The 13,880-nt window shown below is 66.8% G+C and carries 16 protein-coding genes; 8 read left to right on the plus strand and 8 right to left on the minus strand.

Going from position 1 to position 13,880, the window contains the following annotated elements:
• Positions 1–53: 53 nt before the first annotated feature.
• Positions 54–983, minus strand: a complete 930-nt coding sequence (locus tag AC1D2H_RS06820) for an MBL fold metallo-hydrolase (protein ID WP_478010392.1) — start codon at positions 981–983, stop codon at positions 54–56.
• Positions 984–1,109: 126 nt separating this feature from the next.
• Between AC1D2H_RS06820 and AC1D2H_RS06825 the strand changes: the two genes are divergently transcribed.
• The 6 genes from AC1D2H_RS06825 to AC1D2H_RS06850 are packed head-to-tail and all read left to right on the plus strand — an operon-like array spanning position 1,110 to position 3,934.
• Entirely contained in the window at positions 1,110–1,418 is a 309-nt protein-coding gene (locus AC1D2H_RS06825) for an NIPSNAP family protein (protein WP_478010393.1), read from the plus strand.
• A complete protein-coding gene (locus AC1D2H_RS06830; RefSeq protein WP_478010394.1) occupies positions 1,415–1,738 on the plus strand; it encodes an antibiotic biosynthesis monooxygenase family protein in 324 nt (107 codons plus the stop codon). The genes AC1D2H_RS06825 and AC1D2H_RS06830 overlap by 4 nt, the downstream gene beginning before the upstream one ends.
• Positions 1,735–2,445 carry an ArsR/SmtB family transcription factor gene (locus AC1D2H_RS06835; RefSeq protein ID WP_477933322.1) on the plus strand — a complete coding sequence of 237 codons (711 nt, stop codon included), beginning with the start codon at positions 1,735–1,737 and terminating at the stop codon, positions 2,443–2,445. The genes AC1D2H_RS06830 and AC1D2H_RS06835 overlap by 4 nt, the downstream gene beginning before the upstream one ends.
• A 53-nt stretch (positions 2,446–2,498) precedes the next feature.
• Positions 2,499–2,894 (plus strand): DOPA 4,5-dioxygenase family protein, encoded by a 396-nt coding sequence (locus AC1D2H_RS06840; protein ID WP_478010395.1) that lies wholly within the window; start codon positions 2,499–2,501, stop codon positions 2,892–2,894.
• Between the two features lie 12 nt (positions 2,895–2,906).
• Positions 2,907–3,314: a hypothetical protein gene (locus AC1D2H_RS06845; protein WP_478010396.1), complete on the plus strand. Its 408-nt coding sequence runs from the start codon at positions 2,907–2,909 to the stop codon at positions 3,312–3,314.
• Complete coding sequence (locus AC1D2H_RS06850) at positions 3,311–3,934, plus strand: LysE family translocator (RefSeq protein ID WP_478010397.1); 624 nt, start codon at positions 3,311–3,313, stop codon at positions 3,932–3,934. The genes AC1D2H_RS06845 and AC1D2H_RS06850 overlap by 4 nt, the downstream gene beginning before the upstream one ends.
• Positions 3,935–4,027: 93 nt before the next feature.
• Here the strand turns inward: AC1D2H_RS06850 and AC1D2H_RS06855 are convergent, their stop codons facing one another.
• Positions 4,028–4,366, minus strand: coding sequence for a hypothetical protein (locus AC1D2H_RS06855; protein ID WP_478010398.1), 339 nt, complete (start codon positions 4,364–4,366; stop codon positions 4,028–4,030).
• A 143-nt stretch (positions 4,367–4,509) separates the two neighbouring features.
• Between AC1D2H_RS06855 and AC1D2H_RS06860 the strand changes: the two genes are divergently transcribed.
• Positions 4,510–4,980 (plus strand): hypothetical protein, encoded by a 471-nt coding sequence (locus AC1D2H_RS06860; RefSeq protein WP_477933330.1) that lies wholly within the window; start codon positions 4,510–4,512, stop codon positions 4,978–4,980.
• On the opposite strand, the gene AC1D2H_RS06865 is transcribed toward AC1D2H_RS06860, so the two are convergent.
• From AC1D2H_RS06865 to AC1D2H_RS06890, 6 genes are all read right to left on the minus strand, one after another.
• A complete protein-coding gene (locus AC1D2H_RS06865; RefSeq protein ID WP_478010399.1) occupies positions 4,977–5,639 on the minus strand; it encodes a hypothetical protein in 663 nt (220 codons plus the stop codon). The two genes, AC1D2H_RS06860 and AC1D2H_RS06865, sit on opposite strands and share 4 nt — an antisense overlap.
• Positions 5,640–5,997: 358 nt before the next feature.
• Positions 5,998–7,599, minus strand: coding sequence for a SpoVR family protein (locus AC1D2H_RS06870; protein ID WP_478010400.1), 1,602 nt, complete (start codon positions 7,597–7,599; stop codon positions 5,998–6,000).
• Complete coding sequence (locus AC1D2H_RS06875; protein ID WP_477933336.1) at positions 7,596–8,876, minus strand: YeaH/YhbH family protein; 1,281 nt, start codon at positions 8,874–8,876, stop codon at positions 7,596–7,598. The genes AC1D2H_RS06870 and AC1D2H_RS06875 overlap by 4 nt, the downstream gene beginning before the upstream one ends.
• Before the next feature lie 15 nt (positions 8,877–8,891).
• Complete coding sequence (locus tag AC1D2H_RS06880; protein WP_478010401.1) at positions 8,892–10,814, minus strand: PrkA family serine protein kinase; 1,923 nt, start codon at positions 10,812–10,814, stop codon at positions 8,892–8,894.
• 475 nt (positions 10,815–11,289) lie between these two features.
• Entirely contained in the window at positions 11,290–12,180 is an 891-nt protein-coding gene (locus tag AC1D2H_RS06885; protein WP_478010402.1) for a ParB/RepB/Spo0J family partition protein, read from the minus strand.
• A 15-nt stretch (positions 12,181–12,195) separates the two neighbouring features.
• Complete coding sequence (locus AC1D2H_RS06890) at positions 12,196–12,735, minus strand: RBBP9/YdeN family alpha/beta hydrolase (protein ID WP_477933341.1); 540 nt, start codon at positions 12,733–12,735, stop codon at positions 12,196–12,198.
• A gap of 51 nt (positions 12,736–12,786) precedes the next feature.
• Between AC1D2H_RS06890 and argC the strand changes: the two genes are divergently transcribed.
• A complete protein-coding gene (gene argC / locus AC1D2H_RS06895; protein ID WP_478010403.1) occupies positions 12,787–13,734 on the plus strand; it encodes an N-acetyl-gamma-glutamyl-phosphate reductase in 948 nt (315 codons plus the stop codon).
• Positions 13,735–13,880: the final 146 nt, after the last annotated feature.

Here is a 13,880-nt window from a genome sequence, read left to right on the forward strand (position 1 = left end):
ATAGCGGCCGGCCGGCTCGCCGTGCGCGCCGACACAGTTGGTTGCAAGGCCCGTCAGGGCGTGATGCGCAGTCCGTCCTCGGCCCAGCCCAGCGGGCCGGCGTAATGCGCGCGGATGGAAGCCTGGACCGCCTCGCGCTGGGCCTCGATGGCCGGCGACAAATGGGCCAGCAGCAGCTGGCCGGCCTGAGCGTCGGCGGCGATCGCACCGATCTGGGCCGGCGCGGTGTGCAGGGTGTAGAGCACCGGTGGCGAGCCGGGCGGGTCCAGCACGACGCTGTTGAACACCAGCAGACTGGTGCCTGCGGCGAGGCGGCGCAGCGCGGCATGGCCGGCGGGGTCGATGTCGCCGCTGAAGGTCAGGCTCTTGCCGCCGTGGTCGACGCGGTAGATGACCGCCGGCGCGTCGCGGTGGTGGCCGGCCAGGGCGGTGATGCGCAGGCCGTCTTCGTCCAGTAGCACGCGCGGCTGGGGCGTGGCGCCGATGTCGGTGGCGCGCAGCGTCAGTGGTGCCGAAAACGCCGGCAGGTAGGCGAAGGCGCCCTGCTTGCCGAACAGCAGGTCCACGAAGCGCCGCGTGGAGGGGAAGTCGCCGTCGTCGCGCTGGCGGGCGCGCTGGCCGACCGGGCCGAAGATCTTCAGCGTCACCGGCCGCCCCGCCGACACCGCGCGGGCCTTGACGATGCCGGGCAGCCCGCCGGCATGGTCGGCATGCAGATGGGTCAGCAGGATGATGTCGAGCCTGCCCAGCCCGAGCTTGGCCTCGCCGAGGCGCGCGAAGGAGCCCGGGCCGGCGTCCACGAGGATGCGCGGCACGCCGTCCACCAGCACCAGGTGGCTGGACCCGGCGCGGCCGGTGGCGCCAGGCCCGCCCGACCCCAGCACGACGAGTTCCAACGCGGGTGGTGGCGGCGGGCTCTGGGCCTGCACGGCCGCGGCCAGGCTGGCCAGCAGCAAGAGGAGGGCGCGACGCAGCGGCTTCATGGCGGTCCTTGGGTGCGGGTCGGGAGGCGGCGCCATCATCGCGCGACGCTTCGTTGCACAGCGAAGCATCTCGGGCCCATGGCGCCACACACTGGCTGCATTCCTTCAACACGCCGTGAGCCCACCATGCCCATCACCTGCTTCATTCGCTACGAACTCGATCCGGTCCAGCGCGAGGCCTTCCGCGAATACGCCCAGGCCTGGGGCCACATCATTCCGCGCCTGGGCGGCCGGCTGCTCGGCTACTGGCTGCCGCACGAGGGCACGAACTACGAGGCCTGGGGTCTGGTGGGCTTCGATTCGCTGGCGGCCTACGAGGACTACCGCACGCGGCTCAAGGCCGACCCCGAGGCGCGCGCCAACTTCGAGTTCGCCAAAGCGCAGCGCTTCATCCTCCGCGAGGAGAGGACTTTCTGTGAGGATGTGCAGCCATGATCGCCGTCATCTTTGAAGTCCAGCCGACCGAGGAAGGCCGTCAGGCCTATCTCGACCATGCCGCCGCCTTGAAGCCGCTGCTGGAGCGCATGGACGGCTTCATCTCGGTGGAGCGCTTCCAGAGCCTGACGCAGCCGGGCAAGCTCTTGTCGCTGTCCTTCTGGCGTGACGAAGACGCGGTGCGTGGCTGGCGCGAGATGGAGCGCCACCGCGAGGCACAGCAGGCTGGCCGCGGCGGGCTGTTCCAGGACTACCGGCTGCGGGTGGCGCATGTGGTGCGCGACTACGGCTTGAACGAACGCGAACAAGTACCTCGATGAACGCCGAACCCCGCCTCGCTCGCATCGCCGCGGCAATCGCCGATCCGACGCGGGCACGTACGTTGGCCCGTCTGCTGGATGGGCGCCTGCATACCGCGGGCGAACTGGCCACGCATGCAGGCGTCGGCGCGGCGACGATGTCGGCCCACCTGAAGCTGCTCGTCGACGAAGGCCTGGCGCGGGTGCGGCCGCAGGGGCGGCATCGCTATTTCGGCCTGGCGGACGGCGATGTGGCACATGCGCTGGAGGCCCTGCTGCGCGTGGCCGATGGCCGCGACGCCGGACCCGCCGCAGACCTGAAGCGCTGGCAGAAGCCCGAGATGCGCGGCCTGCGCCATGCACGCAGCTGCTACGGTCATCTGGCCGGCGAGCTGGGCGTGCGGTGGCGCGAGGCGCTGCTGGCCAAGGGCTGGGTGACCGCCGCGCCAGATGGGCGCTATGAGCTCAGCGATGCCGGTCGCGAGGCCTTGGCTGAGCTGACGCCCGAAGGCTTTGCCGAAACGGGACGGGTGCTCTACGACTGCGTGGACTGGTCCGAACGTCGCGACCATTTCGCGGGGCCGCTGGCGGTGGCCTGGCTGGAGGCCATGGTGGACAAGGGTTGGCTGAAGCGGGTGGCCGATACGCGTGAGCTGCGACTCACACCGCCCGGCCGGCCGGCGCTGGTGGAGAGCTTGATGGGCGGCGTGTCATCGCCCGAGCTTTAGGCATCGAACTACCATCTGCCCTCCCCCTTTCACTGACCTTGGACCGAGCATCAATGGCCGACGCCCACGATCCCTTTCATGCGCACATCTACTACGAGGTCTCCGATCGTTCGGCCGCCGAGCAGCTGCGGTCGGAACTGCAAACCAACCAAGGCAAAGCCGATCTGGCCGACATCCTTTTCGTTGGGGACATGACGGACCGGGCGGTGGGGCCCCACCCCCTGCCGCAGTACGAGATCCACTTCTACCGCCGGGCGCTGCCGGTCGTCCTGGAGCGAATCCAGGCCCATGGGCTCAGGGCCCTCGTCCATGAACTGACGGACGATGATCTTGCGGACCACACCTCCCAGGCGCATTGGATAGGAGAGCCTTTGCCGCTGCTGCTTTCGGTGCTTGATCCGCCAGGCATGAACAAGGGCATCGCCCGGTTTGGAAGATCGGACTTCTGAGCGTCTTCGGCCATGCCTCCTCGACTTCTTTTCGCTCTCGTGGCCGCCTACTTCGCCGCCAGCCTCGCCCACTTCAGCCACAACGCCCAGTACATCGCCTTCTATCCCGGCATGCCGGCCTGGCTGACGCCGGGAACGGTGTGGCTGTGCTGGCTTGCTGTCTGCGCTGTCGGCCTTCTGGCATGGGCATTGACCCGGCTCGGCCTGCCCGCGCTGGGGCTGCTGGCTCTCGGCGTCTACGGTGCTCTGGGCCTGGATGGCCTGCTGCATTACCGCCTGGGCCTGTGCTCCCAGCACACGCTGCTGGCCAATCTGACGATCTGGGCCGAGGCGACGACGGGCTTGATGCTGCTGCTGGTGTCGGTCGTGCTGTTCGCCAGGCGGCTGATGAATCGTCAAAACGCCCTGAGGCTGAAATGATCGAACTCCCCACTCTGCTGGCCTTCACGCTGCTCAACATGAGCTTTGCCCTCATTCCCGGGCCGGACGTCATCTGCATCCTCTCCAACTCGGTCTCGCGCGGCACGGCCGCGGGGGCCAAGGTGTGCTTGGGCATCGCCTGCGCGGCGCTGGTTCATGTCGCGGCCGCGGCTCTGGGACTCACCGCCTTCCTGGCCGCCGTGCCCACCGCCTTCCTGGCGGTCAAGGCCATCGGTGCGGCGTATCTGGTGTGGCTGGGCTGGCAGATGCTGCGTCACCCCGCCGCTGTCGCCACAGGCTCCGTGAACAGCCGCTGGTCAGTGCCCTTCGCACAGGGTGCGCTGTCCAACCTGCTGAATCCCAAGGTGGCCATCTTCTTCCTGGCCATCCTGCCGCAGTTCATCGACCCGGCGCTGGGCCATCCCGGCTGGCAGGCGGCCATCCTGGGCATGGCGTCCATCCTCTCGGGCACGGCCGTCAACCTCTGTACCGCCGCGCTGGCCGGCAGGGCAAGGCAGTGGCTGCTTGCCAAGCCGCGCGTCTTCCAGCGCTTCCAGCAGCTCGCGGGCGCGGCCCTGGTCGGCCTTGGCATCAAGGTCGCCCTGGAGCGTGCCCGGTGATCCTGGGAGAGACAGCATGGCCACGCTGGATCACCTCATCCTCAAGGTCAACGACCCCAACAAGCATCTGATCGAGATCAAGACCTGCCGGGTCTAGCGCTTGCGCTTGGGCGGCACCAGTACCGCGCCGCGCTGCCGGGTGGTGAGGTCCCACAGATAGACCTCGCGCGTGGCCTTGTCGACGGCGTAATGGCCGAGCAGATGGCTGGCATCCTTGGGTTCGCCGGGGCCGTCGAAGCGCAGCGTGAAGACGAAGTCGCTGTCGACGGGATGGCGCTTGCAGCGGTAGTCGCCGCGCTTCTTCTCGCCGGCCAGGTGCAGGGCGCGCGCGGTGCCGATCAGTTTCATGCAGGCCTGGCGTTCGGTCAGGCCCACCGCGTGGGCGGGCAGTGCGGTGGCGACGACGAGGGCGGGCAGCAGCAGCCGGAACATGCCGGCCAGTATCAGCCCGCCTGAGCCGGCACGCGCCAGCGTTTTGTCACGCCCGAGGACCCGATCGACTATGCCCGCGACGGGCGGCTTTGCAGTAAGGTGCGGTGGCCGTACCGCCGCCGGGCGGGTTGCAGGGGGTGGCCATGCTCAACCTATCAACGCTTGCTTTGCGGAAGCTTCGCACCGACGTGCGCCACGAGTCCTGCCGGTCGCCAGCCCAGCACGAATTGCACCGGCTGCATTGCGTCTACCTGGTGGCCCTGGGGCACAGCTGCCGCGAAGTGGCCAGCTGGTTTGGCGATGGCACGCGCAGCGTTCAGCGCTGGGTGACGGCTTACGCGGCCTGCGCGTGCGAGGCCGACACATGCAGCGGTGCCGAGCGCGCATCGCTGGCGGGGCCGAGCGGCCGCCCGCCACGCGTCTCACCGGAGGCCGCGCAGCAGGTGCGGCTCGATCTGCAAGGCCTGCCCTGTCAATTTGGCTACCCGCAGGGCCGCTGGGACGGCCGGTTGCTGCAGCAGCATCTGCAGGCCTGCTTCCGCGTGGAGATGGGCTTGCGGCAATGCCAGCGTTTTCTGCGCGACGCAGCGCAGGCAATCGGCGCACCGGCCTAGCGGCGCCGACGCCTTGCCATCAGGGCCGCTGCGCTGACCAGCAGCCACAAGGACAAGGCACCGGGCTCGGGAAGGATGGTGGCCCGCTGGCGCAGCACGAAGGTGGTGCTGCCGTCGTTGTCGGCCACACCCTGTGCATCGACGTCATGGATGTGCAGACCGAGGGTGAAGATGTTGGGCGTGGGGCCGCCACTCGGGAAATCGGGGCCGGACGCGAGCCAGTCCAGCGAGTCCGGCGCGGTGGGATCGTCTTGCCCGCTCAGGACGAATTGGTCACCGGTGGGCGCTGGCGTGTTGAGGAAGAAGACATCGTCGGTTTCGCCCGACTCCCTGAATCCAGCGCCGCTACCGTAGCCAAGGGTGTGGTGGAAATCGTGCCATCTGAAACCCGTCATGTTCTCGACGCCTTCAAACAGCGTGATGTCGGTTGAACCGCCCTGCGCCATGCCGGACACGGTGATCGTCACATCACAAGGCCCCAGACCGGTCATCAATTTGCCAAAGCCGAGCAAGGGCGCATTGAAGCCCTGTGGGCCGACGGCCGTGCAATTGCCGCTCATCGAATCGACCGTTGCCGTGACTGCGGCATAGGCCGTCAAGGTGAGCGATGACAGCGCCAGTGCGGCGACGGTACTCGCCAATACTCTGAGTCCGGTCATCGGGTGCTCCTGTGGCGTTGATGGGGCAAGCGCTGTCGCGCCTGCCAACCCAGGGCCTGGCAAGCCGTAGCGGCGTTGCTGTGGACCCTCGCCTACCCTTGGACGCATCCTCCATGCCAAAGTCCCCTGCCGCGGCGGCTCGACAGAACTGCTGGCCGAGCCCGGTCGCCGCTTTCAGGCATGGCTGGGGCCAGACGGAGTCGCTGGTGGCATGGCGTCGCGCCAGATTCCGTCGCGGCGATGGGCAGGGGCGAGCCGCCTCCCGGCTCGCTGCGAGCGGTGAGCGTTGCAGTTGTAAGTTTTTTCGACAGCGCCGCGGGTTGTCGTCGGCGCGGGGATGTCGAGTACCTGCCGCCCCTCAGCCCACCTGCGCCGGCACGTTCCAGCGCTTGGTCACGTCGCCGCGCGTGTTGACGCTTTCCAGGTTGACCGCGAAGCCCCACAGCCGGCCGACGTGCTTGAGCACTTCCTGGGCGCTGTCGTGCAGCGGGCGGTTGAGGTGCTGCACATGGCGCAGCGTGAGGGACCGGTCGCCGCGCAGGTTCACGTTCCAGACCTGGATGTTGGGCTCGCGCGTTGAGAGGTCGTACTGGCGCGACAGGGCCTGGCGCACGTGGCGGTAGCCGCCCTCGTCGTGGATGGCGGAGATCTCGTACTCGCTCTTGGCCTCGTCGTCGAGGATGGAGAAGAGGCGGAAGTCGCGCATGATCTTCGGGCTCAGGTACTGGCCGATGAAGCTCTCGTCCTTGAAGTTGCGCATCGCGTGGTCGAGCGTGGGCAGCCAGTCGCTGCCGGCGATGTCGGGGAACCAGTCCTTGTCCTCGGCGGTCGGGTTCTCGCAGATGCGCCGGATGTCGGTGTACATCGCGAAGCCCAGTGCATAGGGGTTGAGGTTGGCGCCCGGGTGCTGGTAGATGACGTTGGTGTGGGACTTGAGCCACTCGATCATCATGCCGTCGCTCAGGTAGCCGTCGTCGTACATCTGGTTGAGCAGGCGGTGGTGCCAGAAGGTGGCCCAGCCCTCGTTCATCACCTGGGTCTGGCGCTGCGGGTAGAAGTACTGCGCGATCTTGCGGACGATGCGCACGACCTCGCGTTGCCAGGGGTCGAGCAGCGGCGCGTTCTTCTCGATGAAGTACAGCAGGTTCTCCTGCGGCTCGTCGGGAAAGCGGCGGCTCTCGGCGGCCTCGTCGGGGCGGTCGGCCTTCTTGGGCAGGGTGCGCCAGAGGTCGTTGATCTGCGACTGCGCGTGCTGCTCGCGGTCCTTCAGGCGCGCGCGCTCCTCGGCCAGCGACAGCTTGGCCGGGCGGCGGTAGCGGTCCACGCCGTGGTTCATCAGCGCGTGGCAGGAGTCGAGCAGGGACTCGACGGCGTCCAGGCCGTAGCGCTCCTCGCACTCGGCGACGTAGTTCTTGGCGTAGACGAGGTAGTCGATGATGGACGAGGCATCCGTCCACATGCGAAAGAGGTAGTTGCCCTTGAAGAAGCTGTTGTGGCCGTAGCAGGCGTGGGCGATGACGAGGGCCTGCATGGCCAGCGTGTTCTCCTCCATCAGATAGGCGATGCAGGGGTCGGAGTTGATGACGATCTCGTAGGCCAGGCCCATCTGGCCGCGCTTGTAGTTGCGCTCGGTGCTGATGAACTCCTTGCCGTAGCTCCAGTGCCGGTAGTTGACCGGCATGCCGACGGAGGCGTACGCGTCCATCATCTGCTCGGCGGTGATGACCTCGAGCTGGTTGGCATAGGTGTCCAGGCCGAAGCGTTCGGCGGTGTTCCTGATGACGGTGTGGTACTCGTCGATGAGGTCGAAGCTCCAGTCGTTGGGCGACGGCAGGGGTTGGCTGGGGCGTTGCAGCAGCGGCTTCATGCGCTGCAGCGGCTGGCGCTGGCGGCGCTCCGGCACGCCGGGCGGCGGTACCGCGGCGTGCTCGTGATGACGGCGATCCTCTTTGCTGCTCATGTGGCCGCCCCTTCCTTCTTGAACAACTCGCGGAAGACGGGGTAGATCTGCGAGGCCTCGATGGCCTTGCGCATTGCGAAGTGGCGGGCGTCCTCGCTGAGCTTCTGGTATTCCTCCCAGAGGTTCTGCTCGGGCTCGGCGACCTGCACATAGGCGAAGTAGCGGCACAGCGGCAGGATCTTGTCTGCCAGCAGCTCGCGGCAGCGGCCGCTGTCATGGTGCCAGTTGTCGCCGTCGCTGGCCTGGGCGCCGTAGATATTCCACTCGGTCGGCGAGTAGCGCTCCTTGATGATCTGCTCCATCAGCACGAGGGCGCTGGAGACGACGGTGCCGCCGGTCTCGGTGGCGTGGAAGAAGTTCTGCTCGTCGACTTCCTGGGCCTGGGTGTGGTGGCGGATGAAGACGACGTCGATCTTCTCGTAGTGCCGCGTCAGGAAGAGGTAGAGCAGGATGAAGAAGCGCTTGGCGAGGTCCTTGCGGCTCTCATCCATGGAGCCCGACACATCCATCAGGCAGAACATGACGGCGCGCGTCGTCGGCACCGGGATGCGCACGCGGGCGCGAAAGCGCAGGTCGATGGGATCGAGGAAGGGAATGGCCTTGAGGCGCGCCAGCAGATGCTGGATGCGTTCGCGCGTCTCGGCCAGCAGGCGCGGGGTTTCGGGGCGGTCTTCCTTCAGCAGCTCCTGTTCGCGCGCTTCGAGCTCGTGCAGCTCGCGGCGCTTGTCCATGCCCAGCGCAATGCGCCGGCCCAGGGCGCCGCGCATGGAGCGCACGACGTGCAGGTTGGTGGGCGTGCCGTCGGACACGAAGCCGGCGCGCTGGCTGCGCCACTCGGGCGTGTCGGCCAGCGTCGTGCGGGCGAGATTGGGCAGGGCCAGGTCCTCGAAGAAGACCTGCATGAACTCTTCCTTGCTGAGGTGGAAGACGAAATCGTCCTCACCCTCGCCCTGGTCGCTGGCCTCACCGCCGCCGCCGCCACCGCCCTGGCCGCCCTTGGGCTTGGCGATGCGGTCGCCCTTCACATACTCCTGGTTGCCCGGCCGCACGACCTCGCGCACGCCGCCATCGCCATGGCCGAAGACGGGCTCGCTGAGGTCCTTCTTCGGGATGTGCACATCCTCGCCACGCTCCATGTCGCGGATGCCGCGGCCATCGACGGCACGCTTCACCGCTTCGCGGATCTGCTCCTTGTGGCGGCGCAGGAAGCGCTCACGGTTGCCGATGGACTTGTTCTTGCCCGACAGCCGGCGGTCGATGATCTGTTGAAGCGACATGCGCTTGCCTTCCGATCAGCTGCTCTTCCTCACGCGCAGATACCACTCGCACAACAGCCTGACCTGCTTGGCCGTGTAGCCCTTGTCCACCATGCGCTGCACGAAGTTCTCGTGCTTCTTGGCGTCCTCGGCGCTGGCCTTGGCGTTGAAGCTGATGACGGGCAGCAGCTCCTCGGTGTTGGAGAACATCTTCTTCTCGATGACGGTGCGCAGCTTCTCGTAGCTGGTCCACAGCGGGTTCTTGCCCGCGTTGTTGGCGCGCGCCCGCAGCACGAAGTTGACGAYCTCGTTGCGGAAGTCCTTGGGGTTGGAGATGCCCGCCGGCTTCTCGATCTTCTCGAGCTCGGCGTTCAGCGCCGCGCGGTCGAAGACCTCACCGGTGTCGGTGTCGCGGTACTCCTGGTCCTGGATCCAGTAGTCGGCATAGGTCACGTAGCGGTCGAAGATGTTCTGGCCGTACTCGCTGTAGCTCTCCAGATAGGCGGTCTGGATCTCCTTGCCGATGAACTCGGCATAGCGCGGCGACAGCTGCTCCTTGATGTAGCTGACGAACTTCTCTTCGGTCTCCTTGGGGAACTGCTCGCGCTCGATCTGCTGCTCCAGCACATACATCAGGTGCACCGGGTTTGCCGCGACTTCCGAGCTGTCGAAGTTGAAGACCTTGGACAGGATCTTGTAGGCGAAGCGCGTGCTGATGCCGCTCATGCCTTCGTCGACACCGGCGTAGTCGCGGTACTCCTGGTAGCTCTTGGCGCGCGGGTCGGTGTCCTTGAGGTTGTCGCCGTCGTAGATCTGCATCTTGGAATACAGCGACGAGTTCTCAGGCTCCTTGAGCCGCGTCAGCACCGCGAACTGGCTCATCATCTTCAGCGTGCCGGGGGCGCACTTGGCCTCGGCCAGCGACGAGCCGCGGATCAGCTTCTCGTAGATCTTGACCTCTTCGCTGACACGCAGGCAGTAGGGCACCTTGACGATGTAGACGCGGTCGAGGAAGGCTTCGTTGTTCTTGTTGTTGCGGAAGGTCTTCCACTCGCTCTCGTTGCTGTGTGCCAGCACGATGCCGTCGAAGGGAATGGCGCCGAAGCCCTCGGTGCCCTTGTAGTTGCTTTCCTGCGTGGCAGTCAGCAGCGGGTGCAGCACCTTGATGGGCGCCTTGAACATTTCGACGAACTCCAGCAGGCCCTGGTTGGCCAGGCACAGGCCGCCGGAATAGCTGTAGGCATCGGGGTCGTCCTGGGCATAGGTCTCGAGCTTGCGGATGTCGACCTTGCCGACCAGGCTGGAGATGTCCTGGTTGTTCTCGTCACCCGGCTCGGTCTTGGCCACGCCGATCTGCTTGAGCACGCTGGGGAAGCGCTTGATGACCTTGAACTTGCGGATGTCGCCGCCGAACTCGTCCAGGCGCTTGACGGCCCAGGGGCTCAAGACGCGGTTCAGATAGCGGCGCGGGATGCCGTAGTCGCGCTCCAGCAGCGGCCCGTCCTCGACAGGATCGAACAGCCCGAGCGGGCTCTCGTTCACCGGCGAGCCGGCCAGCGCATAGAAGGGCACGTGCTCCATCAGCTGCTTGAGCCGCTCGGCGATGGAACTCTTGCCGCCGCCCACGGGCCCGAGCAGGTAGAGGATCTGTTTCTTTTCCTCCAGCCCTTGCGCAGCGTGTCTGAAATAGGACACCACCTGCTCGATGGCTTCTTCCAGGCCATAGAACTCGGCGAAGGCCGGATAGATCTTGATGGTCTTGTTGGCAAAGATGCGCGACAGCCGCGGGTCGTTCCGCGTGTCGAGCATCTGCGGCTCGCCGATGGCCTGCAGCATGCGCTCGGCAGCCGTGGCATAGGCCAGGGGGTTTTTCTTGCACTCCGCGAGGTAGTCCTCCAGCGAGAGCTCCTCGACCTTGCTGCGCTCGAAGCGCGCTGCGAAATGGCTGATGACGTCCATGCCGATCTCCTGCGGTTTGAACTCCACAGGGCCACAGGCACGATCCGTGCCCGAGGGACTGGGGGGTTCTGATCGCGCCTCAACTGCAAGGCGTCATCAGAACTCTCCACTCGTCTGATCAGCAGCTTGGCGCCGCCGACGTCGCGTCAATCACAAGAATAAGCCGGCATCTTCCCAACTGCTTGCCCAGCAACACATCGGCCGGGCTTTTCGTTGACAGGGTGCCGGGCCAGCATACGCCCGCAGTTTGGGCAAGACCTGGCACTTTTCGGGCAAACCACACAAACATGGGGGCCTTGTGGCTGGCCGCAGACAGCGCCGTCGGTGAAGAACTGTTGAGAGCCCGGCGAGCCTCGGGAATGCATCACCATCGACTGCTGCAGCGGGTGGGCATCGTTGCCACGCGCCCTAGTGTTGAGCGCCTGCGTGCGACGTGTTTGTCGGACGCCGCCGCATTGCACGGCGGCCCGCGTTCTCAGCCGCCGCGCAGCTTGTCGAGGATGCCGGACAACGCGTCCAGCGAGTCGAAATGGATGGCCAGCTCACCGCTCTGGCCACGCTTGCTGCGCTTCTTCACGCGCACCTCGACGGTGGCGCCCAGCGCGTCGGCCAGCTCTTCTTCCAGGCGCAGCACGTCGCGGCTCTTGTCGCTCTTCACACGCAGCAGCGGCGCCTGGCGGGCAGCGCCCTGGTGCTTGGCGACCAGCTTCTCGGCCTCGCGCACGCTGAGCTTCCTGGCGGCGATCTCGCTGGCCGTCGTGATCTGCGTGGCGCCGTCCAGCGGCAGCAGCGCGCGCGCATGGCCCATGTCCAGGTCGCCGGCCATAAGCATGTTCTGCACCGGCACCGAAAGGTTCAACAGCCGCAGCAGATTGCTGGCGGCACTGCGCGAACGGCCAACCGCCTGGGCGGCCTGCTCATGCGTCAGGCCGAACTCGTCGGTGAGTCGTTTCAGGCCCTGCGCTTCTTCCAGCGGATTCAGGTCTTCGCGCTGGATGTTCTCGATCAGCGCCATCGCGGCCGCCGATTCGTCCGGCACCGCCTTCACCAGCACCGGCACCTCGCGCAGGCCCGCAAGTTTTGCGGCACGGAAGCGCCGTTCGCCGGCAATGATCTCGTAGGTCGCGCTGCCGTTCGGTGCGATCGGCCGAACCAGGATCGGCTGCATGATCCCTTGCGACTTGATCGACTCGGCCAGCTCGTACAGCGAGCCCTCGTCCATGCGCGTGCGCGGCTGGTATTTGCCGGCCTGCAGCTGTTCCAGCTTCAGGGCGGAGGGCAAGTCGGTGGCGGGTGCCTCGCTGACCTTGGGGCCGAGCAGGGCTTCCAGGCCGAGGCCGAGGCCTTTGGGTTTCTTGGTGACCATGCGCCAGATTGTCCTTCAGCGCTTCGCGAGGCTTTCCAGCAGTTCCCGTCCCTCTGGCCAGTCACCCAGGCCGGATTCGGCGTTCAGATGACCGCGCGGCCCGGCGACGACGACGCTGCTGCCCCAGTCGGCCGCCATCTGCGAGCTGCGCTCGGCGGCGCCAAAAGGGTCGTCGCTGCTGATGACGGTGATGCTGGGGAAGGGCAGGCGCGGGCGGCGGATGGGGCGCCAGTTGTGCAGCTGGGGCGGCATGTCCGCGCGTTCGGTGTCGGGCGGAGCCACCAGCAGGGCGCCTTTCACGCGGCCGACATGCTGGGAATGCTCGGCCCAGGCGGCCACCAGCTGGCAGCCCAGGGAGTGGGCGACGAGGATGGCCGGGGCATCGTCCAGCAGCAGCACCTCGTCCAGCCGCGCCATCCAGTCGCCACGGCGTGGCCAGTCCCAGTCGTGCTGCTCGACGCGTTCGTCGCCATGCAGCCGCTCCCAGCGGCTTTGCCAGTGGTCCGGGCCCGAGTTTTGCCAGCCCGGGAGAAGCAGTACACGCTCAGATTTCATGGTTTGCCCTTATCCTGCACAGTTCGATTTTCAGCGGTTGGAGCAGCGGCAATGACGTTCAAGGTGTTTGTGGATGGCCAGGAAGGCACCACGGGTTTGCGGATCCACGAGTACCTCGCGGCCCGCAGCGACATCGAGGTGCTCAAAATCGACGCCGACAAGCGCAAGGACCCGGCCGAGCGCTCGCGCCTGCTGAACGCCGCCGACGTGGCCTTCCTGTGCCTGCCCGACGCGGCCTCGCGCGAGGCGGCCTTCATGGTCAACAACGACCGCACCTGCCTCATCGACGCCAGCACCGCCCACCGCACGGCGCCCGGCTGGGCCTTCGGCCTGCCGGAGCTCGCCCGCGGCCAGCGCGGCGCCATCCAGGCCAGCAAGCGCATCTCCAACCCGGGCTGCCATTCCAGCGCCTTCATCCTGTTGGTGCGCCCGCTGGTGGATGCCGGCCTGCTGTCCAAGGACGCTGCCATCAGCGCCACGTCCATCACCGGCTACTCGGGCGGCGGCAAGAGCATGATTGCCGAGTACGAGCAGCAGCCCTTGCCGGCCCACCTGCAGGCGCCGCGGCCCTATGGCCTGGGTCTCAAGCACAAGCATCTGCCGGAGATGGCTGCCCACACGGGGCTGGCGACGCCGCCGGTCTTCCAGCCCATCGTCAGCAGCTTCTACAAGGGTCTGGCCGTCAGCGTGCCGCTGCACCTGAGCCAGCTCAAGGCCGGCACCACGCCTGAGCAGGTCCACGCCGCATTGGCCGCCCACTACCAGGGCGAGCGTTTCATCAACGTGAAGCCGCTGCGCGACGCGGCCGCGCTGGACGCCGGCTTCTTCGACGTGCAGGCCTGCAACGACACCAACCGCGTCGACCTCTTCGTGTTTGCCAGCGACACCCAGGTGCTGCTGATGAGCCGCCTGGACAACCTCGGCAAGGGCGCCAGCGGCGCGGCCGTGCAGAGCATGAACGTCCACCTGGGCGTCGAGGAAAGCCTCGGGCTGGTCTGAACCAGAAATCTGGGCGCTGAGGCCCGGCCCGGCGACATAGGATGACGCCTCTCTCAAGCGAACGACGGGCCGCTCCCGAGTTTGCTTGACCCCCTCGGGGGGCCTGGCGCGTAGCGACAGGTCTGGGGGCGCTATGTTGGGAGGCG

The organism is Roseateles sp. P1_C1_2, from assembly GCF_056406535.1.

Bases quoted from the DNA above. Each gene is read 5' to 3' on its own strand.
- AC1D2H_RS06820 (WP_478010392.1), bottom strand. From the start codon at position 983: ATGAAGCCGCTGCGTCGCGCCCTCCTCTTGCTGCTGGCCAGCCTGGCC.
- AC1D2H_RS06825 (WP_478010393.1), top strand. From the start codon at position 1,110: ATGCCCATCACCTGCTTCATTCGCTACGAACTCGATCCGGTCCAGCGC.
- AC1D2H_RS06830 (WP_478010394.1), top strand. From the start codon at position 1,415: ATGATCGCCGTCATCTTTGAAGTCCAGCCGACCGAGGAAGGCCGTCAG.
- AC1D2H_RS06835 (WP_477933322.1), top strand. From the start codon at position 1,735: ATGAACGCCGAACCCCGCCTCGCTCGCATCGCCGCGGCAATCGCCGAT.
- AC1D2H_RS06840 (WP_478010395.1), top strand. From the start codon at position 2,499: ATGGCCGACGCCCACGATCCCTTTCATGCGCACATCTACTACGAGGTC.
- AC1D2H_RS06845 (WP_478010396.1), top strand. From the start codon at position 2,907: ATGCCTCCTCGACTTCTTTTCGCTCTCGTGGCCGCCTACTTCGCCGCC.
- AC1D2H_RS06850 (WP_478010397.1), top strand. From the start codon at position 3,311: ATGATCGAACTCCCCACTCTGCTGGCCTTCACGCTGCTCAACATGAGC.
- AC1D2H_RS06855 (WP_478010398.1), bottom strand. From the start codon at position 4,366: ATGTTCCGGCTGCTGCTGCCCGCCCTCGTCGTCGCCACCGCACTGCCC.
- AC1D2H_RS06860 (WP_477933330.1), top strand. From the start codon at position 4,510: ATGCTCAACCTATCAACGCTTGCTTTGCGGAAGCTTCGCACCGACGTG.
- AC1D2H_RS06865 (WP_478010399.1), bottom strand. From the start codon at position 5,639: ATGACCGGACTCAGAGTATTGGCGAGTACCGTCGCCGCACTGGCGCTG.
- AC1D2H_RS06870 (WP_478010400.1), bottom strand. From the start codon at position 7,599: ATGAGCAGCAAAGAGGATCGCCGTCATCACGAGCACGCCGCGGTACCG.
- AC1D2H_RS06875 (WP_477933336.1), bottom strand. From the start codon at position 8,876: ATGTCGCTTCAACAGATCATCGACCGCCGGCTGTCGGGCAAGAACAAG.
- AC1D2H_RS06885 (WP_478010402.1), bottom strand. From the start codon at position 12,180: ATGGTCACCAAGAAACCCAAAGGCCTCGGCCTCGGCCTGGAAGCCCTG.
- AC1D2H_RS06890 (WP_477933341.1), bottom strand. From the start codon at position 12,735: ATGAAATCTGAGCGTGTACTGCTTCTCCCGGGCTGGCAAAACTCGGGC.
- argC (WP_478010403.1), top strand. From the start codon at position 12,787: ATGACGTTCAAGGTGTTTGTGGATGGCCAGGAAGGCACCACGGGTTTG.